Genomic DNA, 22,602 nt, shown 5'->3' on the forward strand with positions numbered 1-22,602 from the left:
CTCCGGTATTGGGCCTCTTCCCGGTCATCGCTGGCATCGTACTCGTCGGCACAACTTATTCACTCAATGAGCGGCAATAGAGTTCTACGTCGGTTTGATAGATTCGGTTGCTTCCTGTTCCTGAGTACGTACAACCTCCTCGAACTCACGCATGAACTCATCGACGGTGTTTCCCATGATGACGACAGGCTCGCCCTCTGCGAGAAGATCGGTCAGCACAGTCTCGGCGTCGCTTCCTTTGTCGTGTCGGGTGACCGGCAGCTCGGTATTCTCAGCGAACGCACGCGTATTGGCCCCGCCAACGTGGGCGCTATCGATGTGGCCTTGATCGTAGAGGAGGTCAACGTACTCTGCGAACGAGGCGGTTCGACCCCGCCGGTCTCGGCGGAGATAGACGAACGGCAGTATCTGTTCGTCTTCCGAAACGAGTGCCTGACGAACCATCTCCGTACTCTCGACGTCGTTCACTTGTGCTGCATTGAACACACGACCGTCGGGAAGTCGTGTCCATTCCGGCTGGATCGCGTCCAAAAACGCTTCGAGTTCACCCTCGGGGAGCGGCGATTCGCCGAGAAACGACAGGACCGAATCGATTGCGTGCGCAGTCTCTGCCCCGATCATCCCCTCGTGTCGTCCTGGAATCTCGACCTGTTCGATGGTACCGCCCCGCCGTTCGATCTCCTCTCGCATATACTCGTGGAGAACAGGGTGTTGTTCCCCACTAATGACGTGTGTCCCGGCGGAGACCGACCGTGCGAATGATCGGGCGATATTGGTCCGCGTCTTGCCAAGCGTGTCGTTGTGATCCTGGCGGACGTTGGTGAGAATGACGATGTCCGGATCGATGAGTTGTTGATTAATGAGCCGGGTGGTGTACTCGGTGATGCCCTGATTTTCGAAGATGCCGATATCCTCGGCGGCATAGGCATCGAGTTCCGGAGCGAACTCCCCGATGACGCTGATGTTCTCGTACAGCGTCGTCCGAGGGCCCCGACGTTCGATGGGGTGAACCTCGCCGTTGTGGATGAGTGTCGGATGGTTCCCGGTGATCTTCGTCAGGGTATCGTAGCCACGGCGATTGAACACGTCGTCGAGCCGGCGGGTCGTCGATGTCTTGCCACGGCTCCCCGCCACGGCGATGCGAGTGTCCAGGCGTCGGAGTGCCTTACGGTGACGGAACCCTCGTGTTAACTCTTTAATGATACCGGTCAGGCTCGGCTTCCCGACCTCGATAGGCCGTGGGCCGTCCCGCCACTCGTATTCGGCACCGATCATAAACATGGGGAGGGCACCCGCGGCCCGCTCCAGGAACCGATCCAACGCATGCCTGGCATCGCTCTCGGTAGGGAACCGGTCTGCGCTGTTGGCGAGGGTGCGCTCGGGTGTCTGTAGTTGCCACACCCAATTGTTCCTGTCCTGTGGAAGGTCACCACTCGGAGTCGGGTCTTCCCTGAGGACCGTTCGAGGATCGCTAATATCCTCGCGTTCGAACGCCTCGTCATCACCGGTGAGCGATGCAACTGCACCTCGCACGCGGTCTACAGCCTGTCGCGCCTCTCGGGATGTATCGTAGTGGTGCCCTCCGGTCGCAACCACGCGTTGCTGAATGCGAAGTCGCCACGACCAGCCGAATCCCCGTCCATATATCTCGTATGCAGTTCTGCTCATAGGTTATCACCCGACAGGACGGACGCAGACCGTACCTCGGTCTCGTTAGGTTGGGTCACCGCATACCAGCGCCCAATTCCAACACCGACCACCACCACGAGTATACCTGTCAGTACGACTGGCAGCGTGAGTTCTTGCGGGATACCGCGTGGTTCCGGCGTAGCGAATACTCGCGCGGCGACCAACGCCGGAACGAACACCACTGCTTGAAGCGGCAGTACAAGCCGCCGATCGAACGAGCCCGTCACGTGGGCGTTATATGCTGTAATGCCGGCGAGCAACGCAGTAAAAAAGCCAGATAGACCGCGATCAATAGGGAGCCAGAGTGTGAAGGGAATCCCCAGGAGAACCGCGAATGCGATAGTGGTTCCAAGGAGTACTCTGCCATATCGCAGTGTGGCGTGGTTCGCTGCCTGCACGAAGCCGAATGCAAGCACTAACAACGCCACGTACATCACGATGAGCCAGTAATTCGTGAGTGCGTAGACAGCCAACAAGACCGCGGTGACGACGCCGACCCGGACGCCGAACCGGGCTCTGATGCGCTCGGATACGATCAGACCGGTTATAAAGAGACCAGCCACGAGATTCCTCGGTATGACGACCGCTTCGGTTGAGATACTGACGACCGCATTATTGTAGACCGCCACATCGGCGGTTGCTGCGAACAACACCGGTGGCGTTACCGTCCCGAATCGCGCAGCGATTCCGGGAGAGACCAGTACAAAACCGAGTGCGAACAGAGCCGTGAACAGGCCCACAGTTGCGACTACATCGTTCCGTCGAAACTCCGGTTTGATGCTGTGAAAGTTGTACGCCGCCAACCCCGGAAGAATACTGCCGATCAAGACGATGAGGTCTGTACCAAACCCGACCTGAATGAGCCCGAGAAGCGTTACCAATGGGACTGACGTGCCGATGATCAATGCGGCGAGAAATTCGTCTCGGCCGTAGATCAGGGTCCGCTGCCGAAGGTACCAGAGGCCGATGTACGCGGCGATAGTACTGAGAACGAATACCGGTAGCATCAGGACGTTCTTGAGCGTATACACCGCGAGTACCGGCACGGTGATCGTTCCGCCAAGACGGTAGCCGGTGAACTGCGTGGTCACTGCTACGCCGAGTAACCCGACAACAGCAAGCAGCGTAGCAACCCACATTACGTCCAATTATAAGCCGTTCAAAGGTAAGTCTGTTTGTCTGCGAGTGGACGTTGGTGAGTTCAGTCTAATCACACTCACTATGGATAGATTGTGAGTCGTGAGTGCCGATGCCAACCTTCTACCGGTATCTTTCCATAGAGCAGTGACCAACGGTTAGCCGGGTAAATGATTTCTTTTCGGGACGATTGCACCACTAACTCACTCACTCGATCTCTGTCCACGATATCTCTTCGTCCAGTAGATCGTCCGTTGCGAACTCGATGGTTGCAGTATCTCGCACCCGGAGGTGGTCGTACTCTTTTTTGTCCCCTTCGACTGTGTCGGACCACTCGACCAACCGGAGGTTGTCGATACGAACGACACGTTCCTTTCCGCTGCCGGGCGGGTACAGACGGAAGTAAAACCGAATGTAGTTGGCCTCCGCTGCTGTTTGTAATGGCTGTCTGAGACGTTCCCATCCGGTTGTCTGCCCGAGGTTGATCGACACCGAATCGAGCGCGGAGCCACTGGTCGATTCGTACCATCGCACGAGGAGTTCCAGTCGGGCGTCCGACTCGTGACGATACTGCCCGAGCAGCGTTGTCGGCCCTGCGAGCGGCATACGTGCGGCCGTCGTCAGAATCGATCGCTGCGTGTTGTCGGGCACCCGAGATATTTGAATGCCACCGCTTCCGTCATATCCGAATTCTGGCCCGTTGGAATTCTCACCCCGACCGAACCGCCACAGTGCACCTTCATACCGATCGTCGTCGATATCCGGATTGTCGAACGTCCCTGTCGGAAGAAGGTCACGTCCGGGTTCGACCGACGATTTTCCGTCCTGAACTCGATTGACCCACCCTGATTCTCGTCTGTAAATCATGTTCCTCCCGCTCAGTGTGCGTGTCGCTGCTCGGGTGTCCCTGTTCCTGTCGGCGATGTATTCGAGGCTCCCGTCACCGAGCGAAAACTCACGGGAAGACAGTCCAGCTGTCCTCCGAAGTTGCCACGTTCGGGGCTTACCGACGATCCCTTTCGGAACGTATCCTTCGATCAGGAGTGGCTCTATGTACGCCCTCGTGATTCCATCATCAGTAGCATGGACAGTCAATACGTACGAGGGAAGGGTTGACCAAAGCTCTTGATCGAATACAAGGTTTCCAAGTGTCCACGCGACCACCGCACCATCTCGCAGTTCCAACCCACCAGTGACGTGAGGATGGTGGTGGACAACGATGTCTGCGCCGGCCGAAATGGCCGTATCAGTCAGCCGCTCCATCTGTTCGGTCGGTTCCTGCCGGTACTCCTCGCCGCCGTGGATCTGAACGACGGTCACGTCCGCATCTGTCTCGGTCTGTGTAACGTGCTCGGCTAACCGTGATTCAGTTGCTGCTGCAACGCCGACGCCGCCCGGAACTGTCAGCGTCTCGGCGTCGGTAGACCCGGCGGCACTGTTGTTCGCAACCGTATGGGTCTCGGACTGGCCGTCGTCTGCCGACCAGTCCATATCGTACTGTTCTCCCGTGACGGTGGTACAGGAAAGTAAGCCAACAGTGAGCCCCTGGACTTCAATGTATGCCGGTTGCCACGCTTCCGTATTCGAGTCGCCGGCACCGGAACTCTCGATTCCGGAATCGGAGAGCGTCTGCAATGTGTCGTCCAGTCCTGGTGTGAGCGCATCAAGCGTGTGGTTGTTTCCGAGTGCAGCGTAGTCGATCTCAGCCCTCCCCATCGCTGCTGCGGCCTCCGGATGAGAGACGAACGTGTACCGTTTCGACGGATGCCTCCAGGCCGTCGTCGTGACCGGCGTTTCGAGGTTGACTGACGTGATATCGGCATCCGCCAACAGCGGAGAGATACCTCGCAGAATCGCATCGTGTGATGAACGAAGCTCGTCTTGCTGAATCTGGAAATGTGGTTCAAGCGGGTCATCGTCCTCGTAGAACCGACGACCGAACATCATATCACCGCCAAAGGCGAGTGACACCGTACCGTCACGGGGTGTGAGTGCGATTCGACGGTTTGCACCTGGTGCGACAGCGATGGTGCGTCGAATAAACTCCGAGGCGGTAGCGCGCAACCAAACTGGTGCCCCCCATCCTTCGATCTCGAACTGACCCTGCCCGTCGGTTTTTGTTCGAGCAACTGCTCCCCGACCCGGCACTATCACATCGAGTGTCACGTCCGCGATTGCGTTACCGGAGAGTCCGACGGCTTCCCCCGATATCGGCTCGGAAAGTTGCGCGGATGGCTCCCCATCATCTCCGGCCGTGCTCGAACTGTCCGTATCCGAGTCCGATGGCGAAAAAGCGCTGCAACCAGCAACCCCTGTTGCTGTTCCGACTGTCGTGTACCGAAGGAACTCACGACGGGACCACCGTACCATTAGTTCGACTAATTCTTACTGAGGTATAATTACTATCGCATTGGTGCCGAACCTGAAACTACAGAATTTCACATACATTGTCGTTATGCAATCCTCTCTCACGCTTTGTCGAGCACCTTCTCAACTCGACTGACAAGCTCGGCTTCCGAAAAGGGCTTTGCCACAAAATCGTCAGCACCGGCGTCGAGTGCTTGCACGATATCTTCTTCCCGATTACGGGACGTCAACATGACAACTGGCAGATCGACGAGTGCGTCGTGATCCCGGATATGTTCGAGAACTGAAAGCCCATCGAGTTCGGGCATCATCACGTCTAACACCACGAGATCTGGTGGGTCGCTGGTTCGTGATTCGAGATGCTCCCAACACTCAGCACCATCTGTAAACGCCACCACATCCCACCCGTTGTCAGTCAGGTTGAATTCGATGACTTCCCGGGTCGTCTCATCATCCTCAGCAATGACTATTTCAGCGGTCATGTACGCCTCTTATACCCGCTTCATCGCGGGTACGTTTGATCCTACGGATCATTCGCTCCGTTCACCAGTTCGGATTTCGATGCGTGCTCCCTGATCTGCGGCGGGGACTAAGAGGTCCCACCCGTGTGCTTCCACGACATCGATAACGCTCATGAGTCCGATTCCAAATCCCGTCATCTCGTCCGTGTCTCCGAGTGCTTCGATCTCCGTCCGTTGCTTGTCGGAAAACCCTGGCCCGTCATCGGCGACGTAGAACCCCTCCTCGTCAGCGAGGGGACCGACTTCCACGGTAACCTCGTCGCTACCGTGTTCGACACTGTTGCGAAAGAGATTGCCGAACAGTTGCAGTAGTCGTGTCTCGTCGGCCTGTATCTCACCGAGCGGGTCGTCTACGGACAGCGTCGCTTCCGGGGCGTCGGTATACGACCACGCTTCTTCAACGGCTGGTTGTAACGAAAGTGTGCGTATATTGATTGCCTGGCGATCACCACGTGCGATCATCAGCAACTCGTCGATGAGTTCCTCCATCCGGTCCAGGGACTGTTCGACGCGCTCGAAATGCTGTGGCTCGTTCGTTTTGCGGGCGATTTCGAGAAAGCCGACCGCTCCCGTCATTGGGTTTCGAAGGTCGTGTGCCACGACATCGGCAAACTCTTCGAGGCGGTCGTTCTGTCGCTGGAGTGCTTCACCACGCTCGGCCAGCTGTTCTTCGCGCTTGACTGCGGTGATGGCCTCCGTGACCAGCGCTTCAAGCAGTTGGAGGCTTTCGATGTCGATCTCGTCGAACGCATGTGGCTCGGTCGCGGAACTCGTGATGATGCCGTGATTCCCACAGGGAACGTGGACTTCTGACCGCAATGGCGTCTCCGGGTTGTACGCTCCAGGTTGTTCGGTCAGGTCCTCGTAGTGCCGGATTTCCCCACTGTCGAAACTCTCCCACAGGAGTGCGTCACCTCGCTCGAACGTCGGGGCCTCCCCGACGATCCGTACTGCGTCGTCGGTTTCGGCCACCGGGCGTAACACGTCCTGGCTGGCATCGTACTTCCAAAACGCACTCACCGAGAGACCGAACAGGTCCATAACCTCCTCAATCGTGATGTTTGCGATATCCGTCGTCGTTTCAGCCGCCAGCAACTGCTGTGATATCTCGTGCAGACCTTCCAGGCGTTCTTCGAATCGCTGCCGTTCGAGTTCGTACCCCGCCCACTGTCCAAGGAGCTTGACCACCTCTCGCTCGCCAGCGGTGAACTCCCGGTCACGGTCGTGTGGGGCCGCAAAGCAGAACGTCCCATAGAGGGTCTCCCCGACCATGACCTTCGTTCCGATATAACAGCCCAACTCGAACAGTTCGTACGCCGGGTCATCGTCACCCAACTCCGCTCGTGCATCCTGCATACCGACCAGGTCGTCGCTTTCGATGGTCTTCCGACAGTACGACTGCTCCAGCGGTGCTGATTCGTCCGGTTGGAGGAGTTTGTGGTCGCCAACAGCGTGGACGATCTCCTGTTCGCCCTCGTCAACTCTCGTTAAGAACCCAAACGGTAGATCCAGGTACTCACATCCGATGGAGAGGATGCGTTCGGCTTTTTCTTCGAACGTGAGAGCGTTCTCTGCACCAACTTGGTAGAGCTTGGCGAGCACCTCCTGTTTTTGTTCTGCCGCCCGGGCCCTCTGCTCGCGCTCTGTCACGTCCCGAACCACGCCGACGATATCTTCAGTGCCGTCGTCGCGGATGTGTTGTGAGACGCGAACGTCTACCATCTGCTCGGTTTCCTGGTTGAGTTCGAATGTCAGAATCTGGTCCTGAATTTCTCCGTCGGCAAGGTTGTCGATCGCCGTAACGAATCGACTGAACTCCTCCGATTGAACCAGTTCCGACTCGACCAGGGTATCGAACGTCTCGCCAACCAGTTCGTTCGGATTATGTCCAACCAGTGAACAAAGCGAGTCGTTGACGTAGGTGATGGTGCCGTCCAGATTGACGACAAAAACGCCATCCTGCACCGCTTCGATAATGGATTTATAACGGCTTGTGCTCTCTTCGTTATCCCCCAAAGCATCGTTGTGGGGGCCTGTGTCCATAGATACGTTTTCCACTAATTCATCATAGATGTTTTGTTCGACGGATCTCAACGTCGTGAAGATGGATCCCCGACAGTGGGGACAAAGTATCACAGCATTGGCTACGAGTTGCGAGAGATCATCTGTGACTATGTTCAGGATAATGAGAGGACAGGGGAACTCCGACTAAGTTACGCGTTATAGACTAGTCGAAATGAATCCCGGAACTACGAATCTGAATTTGAGAATCAAGTCTCAATTACCGAGGACTGGGGTGTGGCGGGGTTCTTCCAGCGGGCCGAGAGGAACGGACGGGACATGGGCTGACGTGCCGGGGTACGGGCGCGGGGAAGGCAGCGTTTGGCCCCGGGCGGCCCGGACGTCGCCCGCTCCGGCACCCCGGCCGGGTCGAGCGGCCCGGGACACGATTCGGTAAACACTTGCCCGGCCTCGAAGTACGGCCATCCATGTCGGGCGACGGACCGCCGCTCCTGGGACTGCTGGGCGTCGGCGAGGAGACCCGGGTGCCGGCACGGGTCGACCTCGAGGAGGACCTGAACCTGAAGGCGCTCGTCGACCGCCTGGAACTGGGAGCAGTCCTGCTGTTCGGACAGCTGATCGTCTACGGCCTGTTCACGGCGTTGCCGGTGACCGTCCAGGTCGGCGTCGCCGTCGTCGTCGTGGTCGCCCTTGACGTCCTCGACCGGAAGGTCCTCGCCCGGTTCGTCGAGTGACGGCCGCCCGGCGTTCGTCAGGCTCTCGAACGCGTGAATTTAAAGTCCGTCCGCGAGGACGGAAACGCGTGTGCCGTCGATGTTACCCGACGATCCGCCCCTCCGCCGCCGGATGGTTCTCACGCTCGTCCTCGTCGTGGTGCTCCCGTTCGCGTTCCTCTACGGGTTCGTCGCCACGGTCAATCACGTCTTCCTGCCGTTCCTGGGGTCGCTCGACTTCGGCCCCCACCGCGGCGAGGTGTACGTCGAGCCGTGGCTCGCGGTCCCCGTCGTCGCCGGCGGCCTCGCCGTCCAGGCGTGGTTCGGTCCCCGGACCGTCGTCGGGTCGGTCGGCGCCAGCCGAACCCGCGCCGAGTCGTACCCGGAACTGCAGGAGTCGGTGACGCGGCTGGCACAGCTGGCCGACATCGAACCGCCCGACGTCGCGGTGACCGACAACGAGGCGCCGAACGCCGCGGCGGTCCGCGGTCCCCGGGGGGCGACGGTCGTCGTGACGACGGGTCTCCTGGAGACGCTGGACGAACGGGAGCGCGAGGCGGTTCTGGCCCACGAGATGGCGCACCTCCGCAACGGGGACGCGACGCTCATGACGGTCGCGTGGCTGCTGCCGACGGTGACGTACTACGTCGCTATGGTGGCGTACTACCTCCTGTACGGCGTCGCCCGGATGCTGGGGGTCGGCGGCTCCGCGGACGGCGACGGCGAGGGTGCGGTCAAGGCGATCCTCGTCCTCGTCGTGGCGGCGGTGCTGACGCTGGCGCTGTCGGCGATGTTCTGGGCGGCGAGCGTGCTGGTCCACCGCGTCCTCTCGCGGTACCGCGAGTACGCGGCCGACCGCGGGGCCGCGGCGCTGACGGGCGACCCGACGGCGCTCGCCAGCGCCCTGCGGACGATGGACGAGCGGATGCCGGAGGTGCCGGACAGGGACCTCCGGGAGCTCGACGGCGGCGCAGAGGCGCTGTACGTCGCGCCGCTGGAGGTGCGGGCCTTCGGCGACGCCGAACTGGTCTCGACGGACGTGTTCCCGGAGACGCACCCGCCGACCGACGAGCGGATCGAGCGGCTCCGGGAGATGGCGGGAGAGCTGTCGTGAGACGACGCCGACTCCTGGCGGCGTTCGGGACGGCCGCCGCCGGGTCGCTGGCCGGCTGTGGCTACGCCTACGGCGGCGGCGACGTGCGCCGGACCGAACGGGTCGCACCGGGGACGCTCGGCATCCCGCAGTTCGCCGTCGGCGACGGGCGCGTCGTCGGCGCCGCGAACGGCCGTCACTGGGTCTTCGAGGGGGACGAGCCCGAGTGGGTCGACGGCGTGGAGCTGTCGGTCGCGGACCTGGACGGGTCGAACCGGTGGAGTCACGTCCACCGGACGGCGGCGCGGTCGGTCGCCGTCGGCGGGGCGGTCTACCTGCTCGACGAGGCCGGACGCGTCGTCGCGGTCGGCGGGCGCGAAGTCGAGGCCGGGGACGGCCGGTCGACGGAACTCGAGGGCGAGGAGCTGTGGCGCACGAGCGTCACCGACGCCGGGGCGCCGTTCGTTGCCGACGAGCGGGGTGTCTACGTCGCCACCGGCGACGGCGTCGCGGCCGTCCGGGACGGGGCGGTCGCCTGGCGCCGGTCGCTTTCGACGCCGGTCGGAGCGCTGTGGAGCTTCGACGGGGGCGTCCTCGTCCGCGGGGGTGGCGGCCTCCTCGCGCTCGCCGGGGACGGACGAAAGCGGTGGCGACGGGCGATCAGTAGTGGGGTTCCGGTGTCGGTCGCGGCCGGCCGCGCCCTCCTCGCCAGGCGGGACCTCTTCGGAATCGCACCCGACGGAACCGTCGACTGGCGGCTGGAGTGGAACCGGCAAACAGAGGCGCTGGCGACGAACGACGGCCGTGCGGCCGTCGTCGGGCCCGCGGACGTCCGGACGGTCGACGCCGCAGACGGGACGCGGCTGTGGTCCTCGTCCGTGTCGGTGGAGACGGAAACCCCCGTGGTCGGACCGACGGCGCTGTACGACGCCTCGGGGTGTCGCGCCGTCGCGGTCGACGGGTCGGGGCGACGGTGGCGCCGCGAACTCGACGGGGACTGTCGGGCCGTCACCGGGTGGATCGACGGCGAGACCGTCGCGTTCCTCTTCGAGGGCGGCGAGGTCGTGTGGTTCCAGCGGGCCGACCAGGAGCGCGGCCTACTGTAGGTCGGCCTCCAGCGCGAGCGCGCCGCCGATGGCGACCAGCACGGCGCCGGCCGCCAGTCCGGCCGTCGGTCGGTCGGTCACCGCGAGCAGGCCGAAGGCCGCGAGACCGCCGCCCAGACAGCCGACGACCCCGACCGTCCGGGCGCGGCGGTCCAGCGTGCCGCCCCGCTGGCGGTGGTAATCGACCGCACCGAGGCCGACGACGACCGCCGACAGCGCGCCGAGCAGGAGGTTCCCGGCGGCGCCGTACGCCAGGAGACCGAGGGCGACGAGCAGGCCGACCGCGAGCGAGGCCGACGCCGACAGCGGGTTGACCGACTCGCCGAACCGGGCGTGATAGAGGGCGGGCGGGACGGCGACGACGCTGGCGACGAACGCCCCGAACAGCGGCCGCCCGGTGGCGACGCCGTACAGCAGTACCGGGGCGCCGCCGAGGAAGCCGACCGCGAGGACGACGTCGGGGCGGAACACCGCCGTCGGGTCCTCCGAGCGGGCGACGCCGAAGGCGACGAACGGGTACAGAAGGGCGACCCCGACCAGTGCCGTCCCGAGGTGGTCCGCCGAGAAGAGAAACCCGAACAGCGCGAACGCGAAGGCGAGGACGAGACCGACGATGGGGGCGGCTTCGGGAACCGGACGACTCATCGTGCCGTCTTCGGGCGGGACGGCCAAAGCGCTGGTGCTTTCGGCGTACCGACCCGCAAGCGTTTAATCGCCGCCGGCGCTATCGAACCGTATGCCGGACTGCCCACTCGCGGACGACTGCCCCAGTTTCTCCGAGCGGATCGAGGGGATGGGGTGCCAGCACTACGGCGACCGCGGCGGCGCCGAGTGGTGTTCCCACTACAACCAGCCCATCCGTGACCTCAAACAACAGCCCGTCAAGCTCGGCGAGGAGGTCGTCGTCGACGTCGAGGACATCCACGAGTCGGGCGCCGGCGTCGGCCGAACCGAGGACGGCTTCATCGTGATGGTCGACGGCGTGCTGCCCGAGGCCCGCGCGAGGGTCGAGATAACGGAGGTCCGCTCGAACCACGCCCGCGCCGAGGAACTGGAGCGACTCCCGATGGACGACGAGGACGCCGAGGGGGAGTCGGGAGCCGAAGACGGCGGGGAAGCGAAGAGCGAACGGGAGAAGGCACTCGACCGCGAGCGGCTGGGCAGCCGCGAGAACTTCTGGGGCAACTGACGTGAGCCTCCCCGACCCCGACGAGTTGCTCGAACGGGCGGGCTTCGACGAGGAGGGGGGCGTCCTCACGCGACGGCAGGCCGAGGTGCTGGCGTTCCGCGAGCGGGGCGTCTCGCAGGCCGACATCGCCGACCGGCTCGGTACCTCCCGGGCGAACGTCTCCAGCGTCGAGTCCAGCGCCCGCGAGAACGTCGCCAAGGCCCGCGAGACGGTCGCCTTCGCGGAGGCGCTGTCGGCCCCGGTCCAGGTAACCGTCGAGGCCGGGACCGACCTCTACGACGTGCCGAACATGGTGTACTCGGCCTGCGACGAGGCCGGCGTGAAGGTCAACCGGACCGCGCCCGAGGTGATGCGGCTGGTCGGCGACGCCGCCGGCGACGCCGTCCACGGCCGGGAGGTCCGGCGGGAAATCACCGTCAGCGTCACGAACGACGGGTCGGTCCGCGTCCGCGAGTGACGGGCGAGTGCGGACGCAGTTCAGGAGTCGTTACGCCCGACAGACATTTGTGAGGAGTTCACGTATCCCCACTCGATTCGATGACGACCAGCTTCGGAACCGGGCTTCGCTCCGGGACGGACGGTCGGACGGTGGGGGAGGGGGCGGCCGCGGATGCGATGGCGGCGGCCGGCGTCGACGGGCAGCCGGGTCTCGCCGTCGTGTTCTGTTCGAGCCGCTACGACTACGAGGCGGTTCTCGACGGCGTCCGGGGCGCCACGGAGGGAGCACCGCTCCTGGGCTGTTCGTCCGCCGGGGAGTTCACCGAGGCGGGCGTCGAGTCGGGCAGCGTCGGCGTGGCCGTCCTCGACGGGGACACCCACCGGGCGTTCACCGGGCTGGGTCGCGGGCTGCGGGCCGACGAGACGGCGGCGATGGAGGCCGCCGCCCGGGAGGTGCCGCCGCGGGTCGAGGGCTACCCGCACCGCTCGGCGGTCATCCTCCACGACGGGCTCTCGGGCAACGGCGAGGAGCTATCGCTGGCCGTGCCGGACGTGCTGGGGCCGGACACCAGCCTCGCGGGCGGGTCGGCCGGCGACGACCTCGAGATGGAGGCGACCCACGTCTTCCGTAACGAAACCGTCGCCGAGGACGCCGTCGCGCTCGGCGCCGTCGCCTCGAAGCGCCCTGTGCAGGTCGGCGTCGCCCACGGCCACGAGACCATCTCGCCGCCGCTGGAGGTCACGGCCGCCGACGGGAACGTCGTCCACGAACTCGACGGCGAACCGGCCTACGAGGTCTGGAAGGACCACGTCCGCGAGGAGGTGGCCGCCGACGGCCACGACCTCGACGCCCTGGAACCGGGCGAGGAGGCGCTGTCGGCCGCGCTGACGAACTACGCGTTCGGGCTGGAGACGGGCAACGGCCTGAAGGTCCGCTGGCCGGGGCCGACGAAGACGACCGACGGCCCGATGGAGTTCACCTGTTCGATACCCGAAGGGACCGTGATGCGGGTCACCGCCGGTACCAACGAGGCACAGAAGGCCTCCGCCCGGCGGGCCGCGAGGGCGGCGATGGCGGGCACGGACGGGGACGTCGCCGGCGCGCTCGTCTTCGACTGCATCTGTCGGTCGACGGCGCTCGGCGACGGGTTCGACGAGGCCGTCGCCGGGATGTACGACGAACTCGGGGTCCCGATGCTCGGCTTCGAGACCTACGGCGAGTTGGCCATGGAGCGAGGCCAGCTCAGCGGCTACCACAACACCACGTCGGTCGTGATGGTGTTTCCGGAGTGAGGGGAATGAGCCAGGAACGGATCGGCGCTGGCGACGGGACCGTCGCCTTGGAGGAGCTAATCGAGGCGTTCAGCGCGACGGTCGGCTACGAGCGCGCGGAGTCGGTCGTCACGGAGAGTGCCGACGCCGCCGGCGTCGACGACGACCGGGAGTGTGCGCCGGGGGAGGCGGAGGCCATCTGCGCCCACGCCGAGGCGGCCTACGACGACCCTATCGGCGCCGTCGCGCGGACCCTGCGGAACCGGATCCGGCTCCGTCACCTCGGCGGCGAGGAGGCCGACGACGTCAGGACGCTGTTCTCCCGGACGACCGACGCCGTCGTCGAGGTGGAGTTCCGGGACGACGATCCGGTTGTTCGGCGAACCAACCCGGCCTTCGACGACCTCTTCGAGGTGGGTCCGGAAGCAGTCGGGCGGTCGGTCACCGGTCTCGGGGTGCCGCCCGCGAGCGACGACCGGTGGGCGGCGCTGGTCGACCGGCTCCGGGACGGCGACGACATCGACCTCGAGTTGACCGAGGGCGACCGCGACTTCCGGCTCCGCGGGGTCGGCCTGCTCCGGGACGGCGCCGTCGACCGCGCGTACCTCGCCTACACCGACATCAGCGAGCGGAAGGCCCGCGAGCGGGAGCTCCGCCGGCAGAACGAGCACCTCGAGGCGTTCGCGTCGGTCGTCAGCCACGACCTCCGGAACCCGCTGACGGTCGCCAGGGGCCACCTCGAACTCGCCCGCGAGGAGGCCGACGTGCCGTACGCCGAGGACATCGCCGCCGCCCACGACCGCATCGAGCGAATCATCGAGGAGATGCTCGCGCTGGCTCGCCACGGCCAGACGATAGCGGAGCCGACGCCGGTCGCCGTCCACGACACCGCCCGCGAGGCGTGGGCGAACGTGGCCACCGGCGAGGCCGACCTCGAACCCGCGGGCGTCGACCGGGCGGTCTACTCCGACCGCGAGCGACTGTTGCACGTCTTCGAGAACCTGTTCCGGAACAGCGTCGAACACGCGGCCGGCGAGGAAACCCGGTCCGACGCCGACGCCGGGGACGACGGGGGACGGTCGGATCGCGGCGAGGGCCTCACGGTCCGCGTCGGGGTCGAGGACGGCGTCCTCTACGTCGCCGACGACGGCCCCGGAATCCCGCCCGACCGCCGCGACGAGGTGTTCGAGGCCGGCACCACCGACGCCGAGGACGGGACCGGGCTGGGGCTGTTCATCGTCAAGCAGATCGCCGAGGCCCACGGCTGGTCCGTCGAGTTGACCGACAGCGCCGAGGGGGGCGCGCGCTTCGAGTTCGAGGGCGTCGAGGTCGTGGAGTGACGACCACTTAAGTCGACGGCCGCCGACCCGCCGGTATGGACCTCGGAATCGAGGGGAACGCGGCACTGGTGACGGCGGGTACCGCGGGGCTCGGCCTGGCGAGCGCGGAGGCGCTCGCCCGGGAGGGCTGTGATGTCGCGGTGTGTGGCCGCGACGCCGACCGTCTGGCGCGGGCCGAAGACCGCCTGGCGGCGACCGGCGACGGCGACGTGCTCGCGGTGAGCGCCGACATCACCGAACACGACGAAATCGAGGGGTTCGTCGGGAAGACCATCCAGACGTTCGGCCGACTGGACCACGTCGTCACGAGCGCGGGCGGCCCGCCGTCGGGGTCGTTCCTCGACACCGACGACGAGGACTGGTATCACGCCTACGACCTGCTGGTGATGAGCGTCGTCCGGACGGTCCGGGCGGCCCACCCGACCATCACCGAGGACGGCGGCGGCACCATCGTCTGCATCACCAGCCGGTCGGTCCAGGAGGTCATCGACGAGCTGGTGCTGTCGAACGCCGTCCGGCGGGGCGTCATCGGCCTGATGAAGACGCTCTCCCACGAGTTCGCCCCGGCGGTGCGGACGAACGCGGTGCTGCCGGGCGCCCACGAGACGGGCCGCATCGAGGAACTCGTCGAGGACGCCGTCGAGCGCGGCGACTACGAGGACTACGGGGCCGGCCTCGACGACTGGGCCGACGACGTTCCCCTCGAACGGATCGGCGAGCCACGGGAACTGGGCGAGGCCGTCGCGTGGCTCTGCAGCGAGCGGGCGTCGTACCTCAACGGCGCGGCGGTGCCCGTCGACGGCGGGTCCACCCGGAGCGTCTGAACCTCGGTTTCGTGCGGTTAGTCGGTTCCGGGGTTTATTCCGGTCCAGCCCCACTAGCCGATAGTCGATGTCCGACGACGTTCTCGAGGCGTTCCGGGAGTTCCTGTCGAGACAGCGGGCGCCGGAGCGGGAGCTACTCGTGGTGAACTGGGAGGGACCCGAAGCCGTCGAGCGGCTCCTGGAGGAGACGTTCGGTCAGTTGCCTCTCGACATCGAGAAGCGGCACGACCCCGACCGGGGCGACAACATCATCGTCCTCATCGAGGACGAGGAGGTCGTCGCTACCTCGACGCTGGAGTCGCTCCAGCAGGCGGTGCTCCTGGTGAACGTCGACCTCTACAAGACGGGGCTGAGCGGCATCGAGAAGTACGAGGCGCCGGACGTCCTCACCGCCCTCGACGAGATGCTGTTCACGCTCCGGGGGTTCCCCGCGTCGACGAAGGAGAAACTGTTGCTCGTCGTGATGTCGCGGTTCATCGAAAAACGGGCCCTGGAGGTCGGCGAGGGCCGCCTCGACGTCGCCTTTCAGGAGCTGTCGCGGATGGAAGACGAGTACGGGACCCGGAAGGTGTACGAGCGACTGGCCGACAGCGACCTCGCTGTCGAGGTTTACGGGGTGCCCGACTCGATGCCCGATCTCGACGACATCGAGGTCAACGCCGGCGAGACGGCTGGGTACCGCCGGTCGTGGTTCGTCGTCTTCCAGCCGCCGCCGGGCGAGGAACCGGCCGCACTCCTGGCCATCGAGACCGGTCCGAACGAGTGGGACTCGATGTGGACCTACGACCGCGACCGCGTCGAGCGACTGGGCGAAATCATCGAGTCGTCGTTCTGAGTCAGGCCGAGCGGACGATGAGGACGTCGTAGTCGGTACCGGAGGCGACCGAACTGCCGACGGTGGAGACGGGTTCGACGACGCGGCCGGCGTTCTCGCTGCCGACGACGACGAGATCGGCGTCGATCTCGCGGATGGCGTGGCCGATCTCCGTTGCGATGCGGCCCTTGCCGGCGTAGGGGTCGACCCGTCTGGCCCGGAACTCGCAGTCGGGAGCGACGGCCTTCGCCGCCGAGCGGAGTCGTTCGGCCGCCGCCTCGGGGTCGTACTCGTCGCCCTCGACGAGGTCGTACGTCTCCGCGAGCGGTTCGTCGGTCGGGACGACGCTCACGACGAGGAGCGGGTCGTCGTCGCCGACGAACGCTTCGGCGCGGCGGAGCGCCGCTTTCGAGAGTTCGCTCCCGTCGAAGGCGACCAGACACGTCATGGTACTTCCTACAGAGTCGACAGTAAAGTAGTTTCACCGGGCGTCGCGGCCGCACGGAGCGCGACCGACGGTCCCGGACGGCTCACCACGTCTCGATGCGACCCTCGCGGATGTCCTCGACGCACCCCCGACAGTCCCGGTGGTCGGCGTCGTAGCAGGCCGGTCTGGCAGCCTCGTCCAGCGAGACGCTGCGCTTCTCGGCGTACCGGCGGCAAACGATCTTCGCCCGCCCCTCCTCGTCGGTCGGCAGGTCGGCCTTCGCGGCCGTCCGGGCGTCGCTGTAGGCGCGCTTGGCTTCCTCGTACTGCTTGCCCGCCGAGTGCAGTTTGGTGCGGAGGAGTCGCTTCAGACGCCGTCGGTTGCTCACGGCCGCCGGTACGGACGCCGGCCCCAAAGAGTCGTTGGTGGCGTCGTCGTCCCGTGCCCGCAGGGACGCCGATCGCCCGCAGAGGCCGCTCTTTCGGCGGATTTCCACTTTCACCGCGCTACCGACGATTTTTATACTATCGGGCACCAACCGGCGTACGTCTCCCACTGAAAACACGCGGAGACGGAACACCCATGACAGACCTGCGACAGCACGCAGTCGAGATACACGAACAGTTCTCCGAGCAGCTAGACGTCACGGTCGACGAGATAGAGGAACGGCTGGAGACGCTGGTCTCGGAGTACCGCGTCCCCATCGAGGAGGCCCGCCGTAGCGTGGTCTCGACGTACCTCGACGAGGCCGACATGGACCGCGAACAGTTGAGCGGTGGCGGCGACCAGGCCGCCGAGGTGGCCGACATCGACGCTCCCGAGGAGTGGCTCGATCTGACCGCCAAGGTGGTCGAACTCTGGGAGCCGCGGGCGGACTCCATCGCCCAGGTCGGTCTGCTCGGCGACGAGACCGGCACGGTCAAGTTCACCAAGTGGGCCAAGAGCGACCTCCCCGAGCTCGAGGAGGGGGCGGTCTACCGGCTCGGCAACCTCGTCACCGACGAGTACGAGGGCCGCTTCTCGGTGAAGCTCAACTCGACGACCACCATCGAGGAGGTCGACGAGGACATCGAGGTCGGCGACGACGCGACCGAGATCGAGGGCGCGCTGGTGGACATTCAGTCCGGGTCCGGGCTCATCAAGCGCTGTCCGGAGGAGGACTGCACGCGCGTCCTCCAGAACGGCCGCTGTTCGGAGCACGGCGAGGTCGAGGGCGAGTTCGACCTGCGCATCAAGGGCGTCCTCGACGACGGCGACGAGGTCCACGAGGTCATCTTCGACCAGGCGGCCACGGAGGAACTGACCGGCATCGGTCTCGACGAGGCCCAGGAGATGGCGATGGACGCCCTCGACACCGAGGTCGTCGTCGAGGAGATGCGCGAGACCGTCCTGGGTCGGTACTACCGGGTGACCGGGCCGACGCTCGGCCGGTACGTCCTGGCCGACGAGATGGAGACGCTCGGCGCCGCCGACCCCGAGAGCGTGCTGATCAAAGCGAGGTCCCTGTAATGAGTGAATCCGCTCCCACCCGCGAGGTCGCCCGACGCGCCTTCGCGGCCGAGTTCAACGACGCATCGTACACGTTCAAGGAGTCCGACGACGAACGCGCGCCCGTCTACTCGCTGCTTCCGACCGGCGAGCGGGCCAACCGCGTCTTCGTCGTCGGCACCCTGACCGAGACGGAGGACGTCGGCGACGACAGCGAGTACTGGCGGGGCCGCATCGTCGACCCCACGGGGACGTTCTTCACCTACGCCGGCCAGTACCAGCCGGAGGCCGCCTCGGCGCTCCGCGAGACCGAGACGCCGGCCTACGTCGCCGTCGTCGGCAAGCCCCGCACCTACGAGACCGACGAGGGCGACGTGAACGTCTCGCTTCGCCCCGAGTCCATCACGGTCGTCGACGCCGCGACCCGCGACCGGTGGGTCGTCGAGACGGCCGAGCGGACCCTCGAGCGCATCGAGACGTTCGACGGGGCGGACGAGTACGCCGCGATGGCCGAAACCCAGTACGAGCCGGACCTCTCGGTGTACCGCGACCAGGTGGTCGCGGCGCTGGAGGACCTCGAGGAGGACGCCGAGGTCGCCGCCGAGGCGTAGCGTCCCACCCTCGACCGCCCGTCCGCCGCCGACGCTCGACGGACGACCGGCCGCCGAGCGGCATGCGTCCGTCTGACAAACGCTTATATACGTGGACGAGCCAGCTAGGCACAATATGGGCAACAAGAACAAGACCATCTCCTTTCGGGTCAACGAGGACGCCTTCGAGACCCTCCGGGAGATAGCCGAGGAGCGTGACATCTCGCTTTCGGCGGTGTTCCGCGACTACGTGGACACGCTGGTGGCCCACGACGGCCAGGTCCGGGTCGTCCCGGAGCACGAACTGAAAGGCGGCAGCGCGACCGAGACGGCCTCGCCGACCGAGAGCTTCCCGCCGAAGGTCGAGGTGCCCAAGAGCTTCGTCCGCGAGCACGAGCGGCTCGAACTCGAGGCCGAACACCTCCGGGAACAGCTCGACGAGTACAAGCAGTACGTGACGAAGCTCAGCCAGGAACTCGAGGAACAGGAGGCCCAGGACGTCATCCAACTGGAGGAACTGGACGAGGAAGCCGAAGAGGAGCCGTTCCGCCTCGGCTAGGTGAGTTCGCGCCGCTTTTCCCGCAGTTCGTCTTCCATCTCCTCGCGCCCGTCGACGGCCGCCAGCCGCTCGGCCGCCTCCATCGTTCGGACGCCGTCGTCGAGGAATGAGAGCACGTCGCCGGGGTAGGCATACAGCATGTAGTCGTCGCCCATCACGTCGACGATGGCGTCGGGGCCGAGCCCCTCGGCGCGCAACTCCAGCAGGTACGCGACGAACTTCCGCTGGGGGCAGCCGCAGTGCGGGTGCGACTGGCAGTCGCAGTCGAGGAAGTCCTCGGCGAACTCCAGCACCCGATCCCGGGAGGCCTCGTCGAGTTTCGCGATGCCGTCGCCGGTGAAGAGGATGTCCAGCGTCGCCCCCGAGAAGGCGCTCTTCGGGAACGACGTGTCCAGCTGGGAGGCCAGCTGCCGGTGGTTCTTGACGTATATCTTGTCGGTGATGGCCACGTTGGCGGGGGTAGGCGGTCGGTGGTTAAAAATCACCGGACGCCGTGCGGCCCCGTGGCAGGCGACGGCGGGAGTCGTAACGTATATCCGTCACAGCGGGGTAGATACGGGTGCGTGTCCGGGTTGGGGTATTGGCATCCTCCAGCCTTGTGGTGGCTGGGAAGTGGGTTCGATTCCCGCACCCGGACTGATACTACCTCTTACACTATCGGCGGCAGATCGTTTCGCAGTCAACGTTTCTAATCCACCACATCGTGCCGGTCCGGGCGTTCGTGGAAGCGTCCGCTACGACCGAGGCCGACGCGCACTACCTCGAAAACGTCGTCTCGCTGTGTCCGTCCTGCCACCGGAGGGCGGAGTTCGGGGGCGTCGAACCGGACCGACTCCGGGAGGCAGTCCGACGGAGGACCGGTTCCGACGGGGCGAATTAGGCCCCCTCTACCGTCGCGTCGGACCCAGTCGCGAGCGTTCGCCCCGACGGCCCGCTATCGCCATCCGTCGAACGGCGCGCGGAACGGCGCGAACGGTCGGTAGACGGCGTCTGCAACTTTTTGTATCGATAAACGTCCGGGTATAATAGGCGGAATCAAATTATGAAACCAATGGAACGTTTAATATACCGGGGAAATGAGAGTGGACGTAAGCAGTCACCATCGGGAAAAACGGCGGGAGACCTCACCCCAGCCTCCACCGACGGACGAGTGTTGGTGGGTACGGCACATAAACCCTCCCGGCCGTTCTCCCGACGTGAGACTGCGGACGAAACCAACCATGAAGCTAAACGAGTTATTAACGGACGACGACGCGGTATCGCCGGTCATCGGCGTCATCCTGATGGTCGCGATTACGGTCATTCTCGCGGCCGTCATCGGGACCTTCGTCCTCGGTCTCGGTGACCAGGTCCAGAGTACGACGCCGCAGGCACAGTTCACGTTCAACGAACCCAGCAGCGGTGATGTCGACATCACACACGACGGCGGAGACCCCGTCTCCGCGGACAACGTTGAAGTCGTCGACAGTAATAATAACGGACCGTTCTGTGACGGCGGCAGCGGTGACTGGGGAGCCACGGAAATTACAGCCGGTGACACCTGTACGGACGTGAGCGGCCTCGGCAGCTCAGAGGGAACCCTCCGAGTCACCTGGGAGTCCGACGACGGTTCCAACAGTGGGACCTCAGAGGGAACCCTCCGAGTCACCTGGGAGTCCGACGACGGTTCCAACAGTGGGACCCTCGCGACGTACGACTACGACTTCACGTAACGACCTCGGTCTTCATTTTTCGGACGCGTCGAAAGCCGATCAGCGACCGCTCTGGGACCACCTAATTAGTTCCTACCGACGTACTGTCCCGTCGGTGCCGTAACCGGAGCCTCCGACCGAGGAGTTCTCCCGTCCCGTACGGCCCGCGATCTCCCCGCCCTCCTTGACGATCTCCAGGGCGGTCATCACGTCGGTCCGGGAGAGGAGTCCGACGAGATCATCCGAGTCGTCGACGACGAGCAGTCGCCCGATGCCCTGTTTTTGCATCGTCTCGAAGGCGTCCATGACGGGCGTGTCGGGCGTGACGGTGTGAAGGTCGCGGCTCATCACGTCCTCGACGCGGTAGGCGTCGCGTTCGACCTCGTCGACCCCGCGTGCGTCGGACAGCGTGACGATGCCGGCGACGCGGCCGTCGTCGAGAACCGGGTAGCCGGTGTGGCGCTCGCGGAACATCCGGTCGAGGAGGTCGGCGACCGACGCGTCGGGGGCGACGACGTCCAACTCGTTCCGCGGCGTCATCACGTCCCGGACCTCGACCCCCTCGAAGGCGGCGTTCATCACGGTGCGGGAGGACTCGGAGGCGGCGGCGATGTAGATGAAGAAGGCCAGCACGATGAGAAAGACGTTGAAGCCGGCCAGCAGGCCGAACAGCCCGAGACCGATGGCGAACAACTGTCCGACGCGGGCGGCCTGCTGGGTCGCCTTCGCGTGGGGGCGACTCCGGGCCAAGAGCGCCCGCAGGATGCGGCCGCCGTCCATCGGGAAGCCGGGCAGCAGATTGAACGCCGCGAGGACGACGTTCATCGCCGCGAGATAGGCGAGCGTGAACCGCACCGCCTCGAGACCGAAGCTGCCCGAGGGGGTGACGAGGAAGGCGGCGTAGGCCAGGACGCCGACGACGACGGAGACGATGGGACCGGCGATGGCGATGTTGAACTCCTTCTTCCAGTCCTCGGGAATCTCCTCCATCTGGGCGACGCCGCCGAGCAGCCACAGGGTGATGGACTCGATTGGCACGCCGTAGCGGCGGGCCACCAGCGAGTGGCCGAACTCGTGGGCGACGACGCAGACGAACAGCCCGATTGCGGCGACGCTCCCGATGCCGTACCGGGCCGGCGTCGATCCGGTCAGGACCGCCGCGTCGATGGTGGTCCCGAGCGTGTCGTTGAGCAGCGGCACCCACTCGCCGAGCTGGAACCCGATGACGTAGGCGAACACCGGCAGGACCAGCAGGAACGTCAGGTCCAGCTTGATGGGGATGCCGAACGCGCTGCCGACGCGAAAGCTCTTCATGGGTCGGA

24 protein-coding genes are annotated in these 22,602 nt (G+C 65.1%); 14 read left to right on the forward strand and 10 right to left on the reverse strand.

Going from position 1 to position 22,602, the window contains the following annotated elements; genetic code table 11:
* Positions 1-84: 84 nt before the first annotated feature.
* The 5 genes from NLF94_RS02330 to NLF94_RS02350 form a co-directional block, all read right to left on the reverse strand.
* Entirely contained in the window at positions 85-1,668 is a 1,584-nt protein-coding gene (locus NLF94_RS02330; RefSeq protein ID WP_254839848.1) for a Mur ligase family protein, read from the reverse strand.
* Positions 1,665-2,828, reverse strand: a complete 1,164-nt coding sequence (locus tag NLF94_RS02335; RefSeq protein WP_254839849.1) for a poly-gamma-glutamate biosynthesis protein PgsC/CapC — start codon at positions 2,826-2,828, stop codon at positions 1,665-1,667. The genes NLF94_RS02330 and NLF94_RS02335 overlap by 4 nt, the downstream gene beginning before the upstream one ends.
* Before the next feature lie 205 nt (positions 2,829-3,033).
* On the reverse strand, positions 3,034-4,797 hold the full coding sequence (locus NLF94_RS02340) for a CapA family protein (RefSeq protein ID WP_254839850.1): 1,764 nt from the start codon (positions 4,795-4,797) through the stop codon (positions 3,034-3,036).
* A 497-nt stretch (positions 4,798-5,294) separates the two neighbouring features.
* Entirely contained in the window at positions 5,295-5,675 is a 381-nt protein-coding gene (locus NLF94_RS02345; protein ID WP_254839851.1) for a response regulator transcription factor, read from the reverse strand.
* A 48-nt stretch (positions 5,676-5,723) separates the two neighbouring features.
* A complete protein-coding gene (locus tag NLF94_RS02350) occupies positions 5,724-7,757 on the reverse strand; it encodes a GAF domain-containing protein (protein WP_254839852.1) in 2,034 nt (677 codons plus the stop codon).
* Between the two features lie 446 nt (positions 7,758-8,203).
* Here NLF94_RS02350 and NLF94_RS02355 point away from each other — a divergent pair, with 446 nt between their 5' ends.
* The 3 genes from NLF94_RS02355 (at position 8,204) to NLF94_RS02365 (ending at position 10,648) form a co-directional block, all read left to right on the forward strand.
* Positions 8,204-8,470, forward strand: a complete 267-nt coding sequence (locus tag NLF94_RS02355) for a hypothetical protein (protein WP_254839853.1) — start codon at positions 8,204-8,206, stop codon at positions 8,468-8,470.
* A 79-nt stretch (positions 8,471-8,549) separates the two neighbouring features.
* The gene (locus NLF94_RS02360; RefSeq protein ID WP_350355861.1) at positions 8,550-9,563 is read left to right on the forward strand and encodes a M48 family metalloprotease; all 1,014 of its coding nucleotides are present in this window, start codon (positions 8,550-8,552) and stop codon (positions 9,561-9,563) included.
* On the forward strand, positions 9,560-10,648 hold the full coding sequence (locus NLF94_RS02365) for an outer membrane protein assembly factor BamB family protein (RefSeq protein WP_254839855.1): 1,089 nt from the start codon (positions 9,560-9,562) through the stop codon (positions 10,646-10,648). The genes NLF94_RS02360 and NLF94_RS02365 overlap by 4 nt, the downstream gene beginning before the upstream one ends.
* Here NLF94_RS02365 and NLF94_RS02370 read toward each other — a convergent pair.
* The gene (locus NLF94_RS02370) at positions 10,640-11,293 is read right to left on the reverse strand and encodes a hypothetical protein (protein WP_254839856.1); all 654 of its coding nucleotides are present in this window, start codon (positions 11,291-11,293) and stop codon (positions 10,640-10,642) included. The genes NLF94_RS02365 and NLF94_RS02370 overlap by 9 nt on opposite strands.
* A 91-nt stretch (positions 11,294-11,384) precedes the next feature.
* Here NLF94_RS02370 and NLF94_RS02375 point away from each other — a divergent pair, with 91 nt between their 5' ends.
* The 6 genes from NLF94_RS02375 (at position 11,385) to NLF94_RS02400 (ending at position 16,546) form a co-directional block, all read left to right on the forward strand.
* Positions 11,385-11,837 (forward strand): TRAM domain-containing protein, encoded by a 453-nt coding sequence (locus NLF94_RS02375; RefSeq protein WP_254839857.1) that lies wholly within the window; start codon positions 11,385-11,387, stop codon positions 11,835-11,837.
* A gap of 1 nt (position 11,838) precedes the next feature.
* Positions 11,839-12,294 carry a Tfx family DNA-binding protein gene (locus NLF94_RS02380; protein ID WP_254839858.1) on the forward strand — a complete coding sequence of 152 codons (456 nt, stop codon included), beginning with the start codon at positions 11,839-11,841 and terminating at the stop codon, positions 12,292-12,294.
* An 80-nt stretch (positions 12,295-12,374) separates the two neighbouring features.
* Positions 12,375-13,568 (forward strand): FIST signal transduction protein, encoded by a 1,194-nt coding sequence (locus NLF94_RS02385; protein WP_254839859.1) that lies wholly within the window; start codon positions 12,375-12,377, stop codon positions 13,566-13,568.
* Between the two features lie 5 nt (positions 13,569-13,573).
* Complete coding sequence (locus NLF94_RS02390; RefSeq protein ID WP_254839860.1) at positions 13,574-14,887, forward strand: sensor histidine kinase; 1,314 nt, start codon at positions 13,574-13,576, stop codon at positions 14,885-14,887.
* 35 nt (positions 14,888-14,922) lie between these two features.
* A complete protein-coding gene (locus NLF94_RS02395) occupies positions 14,923-15,711 on the forward strand; it encodes an SDR family oxidoreductase (RefSeq protein WP_254839861.1) in 789 nt (262 codons plus the stop codon).
* A gap of 67 nt (positions 15,712-15,778) precedes the next feature.
* Positions 15,779-16,546 carry a DICT sensory domain-containing protein gene (locus NLF94_RS02400; RefSeq protein ID WP_254839862.1) on the forward strand — a complete coding sequence of 256 codons (768 nt, stop codon included), beginning with the start codon at positions 15,779-15,781 and terminating at the stop codon, positions 16,544-16,546.
* A gap of 1 nt (position 16,547) precedes the next feature.
* Here the strand turns inward: NLF94_RS02400 and NLF94_RS02405 are convergent, their stop codons facing one another.
* Both NLF94_RS02405 and NLF94_RS02410 read right to left on the reverse strand, forming a co-directional pair.
* Positions 16,548-16,973: a universal stress protein gene (locus NLF94_RS02405; protein WP_254839863.1), complete on the reverse strand. Its 426-nt coding sequence runs from the start codon at positions 16,971-16,973 to the stop codon at positions 16,548-16,550.
* 82 nt (positions 16,974-17,055) lie between these two features.
* Positions 17,056-17,340, reverse strand: coding sequence for a DUF7091 family protein (locus NLF94_RS02410; RefSeq protein ID WP_254839864.1), 285 nt, complete (start codon positions 17,338-17,340; stop codon positions 17,056-17,058).
* 194 nt (positions 17,341-17,534) lie between these two features.
* Between NLF94_RS02410 and NLF94_RS02415 the strand changes: the two genes are divergently transcribed.
* The 3 genes from NLF94_RS02415 (at position 17,535) to NLF94_RS02425 (ending at position 19,589) form a co-directional block, all read left to right on the forward strand.
* Positions 17,535-18,461 (forward strand): replication factor A, encoded by a 927-nt coding sequence (locus NLF94_RS02415; RefSeq protein WP_254839865.1) that lies wholly within the window; start codon positions 17,535-17,537, stop codon positions 18,459-18,461.
* The gene (locus NLF94_RS02420; RefSeq protein WP_254839866.1) at positions 18,461-19,051 is read left to right on the forward strand and encodes an RPA family protein; all 591 of its coding nucleotides are present in this window, start codon (positions 18,461-18,463) and stop codon (positions 19,049-19,051) included. Before NLF94_RS02415 ends, NLF94_RS02420 begins: the two co-directional genes overlap by 1 nt.
* A gap of 115 nt (positions 19,052-19,166) precedes the next feature.
* Positions 19,167-19,589: a DUF8146 domain-containing protein gene (locus NLF94_RS02425; RefSeq protein WP_254839867.1), complete on the forward strand. Its 423-nt coding sequence runs from the start codon at positions 19,167-19,169 to the stop codon at positions 19,587-19,589.
* On the opposite strand, the gene NLF94_RS02430 is transcribed toward NLF94_RS02425, so the two are convergent.
* The gene (locus NLF94_RS02430) at positions 19,586-20,038 is read right to left on the reverse strand and encodes a DUF5814 domain-containing protein (RefSeq protein ID WP_254839868.1); all 453 of its coding nucleotides are present in this window, start codon (positions 20,036-20,038) and stop codon (positions 19,586-19,588) included. The genes NLF94_RS02425 and NLF94_RS02430 overlap by 4 nt on opposite strands.
* A 242-nt stretch (positions 20,039-20,280) precedes the next feature.
* Between NLF94_RS02430 and NLF94_RS02435 the strand changes: the two genes are divergently transcribed.
* Both NLF94_RS02435 and NLF94_RS02440 read left to right on the forward strand, forming a co-directional pair.
* The gene (locus tag NLF94_RS02435) at positions 20,281-20,469 is read left to right on the forward strand and encodes an HNH endonuclease (protein WP_256558744.1); all 189 of its coding nucleotides are present in this window, start codon (positions 20,281-20,283) and stop codon (positions 20,467-20,469) included.
* A 340-nt stretch (positions 20,470-20,809) separates the two neighbouring features.
* Positions 20,810-21,301, forward strand: a complete 492-nt coding sequence (locus NLF94_RS02440) for a type IV pilin domain-containing protein (protein ID WP_254839870.1) — start codon at positions 20,810-20,812, stop codon at positions 21,299-21,301.
* A 72-nt stretch (positions 21,302-21,373) separates the two neighbouring features.
* On the opposite strand, the gene NLF94_RS02445 is transcribed toward NLF94_RS02440, so the two are convergent.
* The gene (locus NLF94_RS02445) at positions 21,374-22,594 is read right to left on the reverse strand and encodes a CBS domain-containing protein (protein WP_254839871.1); all 1,221 of its coding nucleotides are present in this window, start codon (positions 22,592-22,594) and stop codon (positions 21,374-21,376) included.
* Positions 22,595-22,602 lie beyond the last annotated feature (8 nt).

The sequence above is a fragment of the Natronomonas marina genome (genome assembly GCF_024298905.1).
Lineage (GTDB): Archaea > Halobacteriota > Halobacteria > Halobacteriales > Haloarculaceae > Natronomonas > Natronomonas marina.

Excerpts from the sequence above, each read along its gene's own strand:
- NLF94_RS02400 (WP_254839862.1), top strand. The coding sequence starts at position 15,779 with ATGTCCGACGACGTTCTCGAGGCGTTCCGGGAGTTCCTGTCGAGACAG.
- NLF94_RS02350 (WP_254839852.1), bottom strand. The coding sequence starts at position 7,757 with ATGGACACAGGCCCCCACAACGATGCTTTGGGGGATAACGAAGAGAGC.
- NLF94_RS02445 (WP_254839871.1), bottom strand. The coding sequence starts at position 22,594 with ATGAAGAGCTTTCGCGTCGGCAGCGCGTTCGGCATCCCCATCAAGCTG.
- NLF94_RS02385 (WP_254839859.1), top strand. The coding sequence starts at position 12,375 with ATGACGACCAGCTTCGGAACCGGGCTTCGCTCCGGGACGGACGGTCGG.
- NLF94_RS02375 (WP_254839857.1), top strand. The coding sequence starts at position 11,385 with ATGCCGGACTGCCCACTCGCGGACGACTGCCCCAGTTTCTCCGAGCGG.
- NLF94_RS02335 (WP_254839849.1), bottom strand. The coding sequence starts at position 2,828 with ATGTGGGTTGCTACGCTGCTTGCTGTTGTCGGGTTACTCGGCGTAGCA.
- NLF94_RS02355 (WP_254839853.1), top strand. The coding sequence starts at position 8,204 with ATGTCGGGCGACGGACCGCCGCTCCTGGGACTGCTGGGCGTCGGCGAG.
- NLF94_RS02420 (WP_254839866.1), top strand. The coding sequence starts at position 18,461 with ATGAGTGAATCCGCTCCCACCCGCGAGGTCGCCCGACGCGCCTTCGCG.
- NLF94_RS02345 (WP_254839851.1), bottom strand. The coding sequence starts at position 5,675 with ATGACCGCTGAAATAGTCATTGCTGAGGATGATGAGACGACCCGGGAA.
- NLF94_RS02390 (WP_254839860.1), top strand. The coding sequence starts at position 13,574 with ATGAGCCAGGAACGGATCGGCGCTGGCGACGGGACCGTCGCCTTGGAG.
- NLF94_RS02415 (WP_254839865.1), top strand. The coding sequence starts at position 17,535 with ATGACAGACCTGCGACAGCACGCAGTCGAGATACACGAACAGTTCTCC.
- NLF94_RS02330 (WP_254839848.1), bottom strand. The coding sequence starts at position 1,668 with ATGAGCAGAACTGCATACGAGATATATGGACGGGGATTCGGCTGGTCG.
- NLF94_RS02395 (WP_254839861.1), top strand. The coding sequence starts at position 14,923 with ATGGACCTCGGAATCGAGGGGAACGCGGCACTGGTGACGGCGGGTACC.
- NLF94_RS02360 (WP_350355861.1), top strand. The coding sequence starts at position 8,550 with ATGTTACCCGACGATCCGCCCCTCCGCCGCCGGATGGTTCTCACGCTC.
- NLF94_RS02370 (WP_254839856.1), bottom strand. The coding sequence starts at position 11,293 with ATGAGTCGTCCGGTTCCCGAAGCCGCCCCCATCGTCGGTCTCGTCCTC.
- NLF94_RS02425 (WP_254839867.1), top strand. The coding sequence starts at position 19,167 with ATGGGCAACAAGAACAAGACCATCTCCTTTCGGGTCAACGAGGACGCC.
- NLF94_RS02405 (WP_254839863.1), bottom strand. The coding sequence starts at position 16,973 with ATGACGTGTCTGGTCGCCTTCGACGGGAGCGAACTCTCGAAAGCGGCG.
- NLF94_RS02440 (WP_254839870.1), top strand. The coding sequence starts at position 20,810 with ATGAAGCTAAACGAGTTATTAACGGACGACGACGCGGTATCGCCGGTC.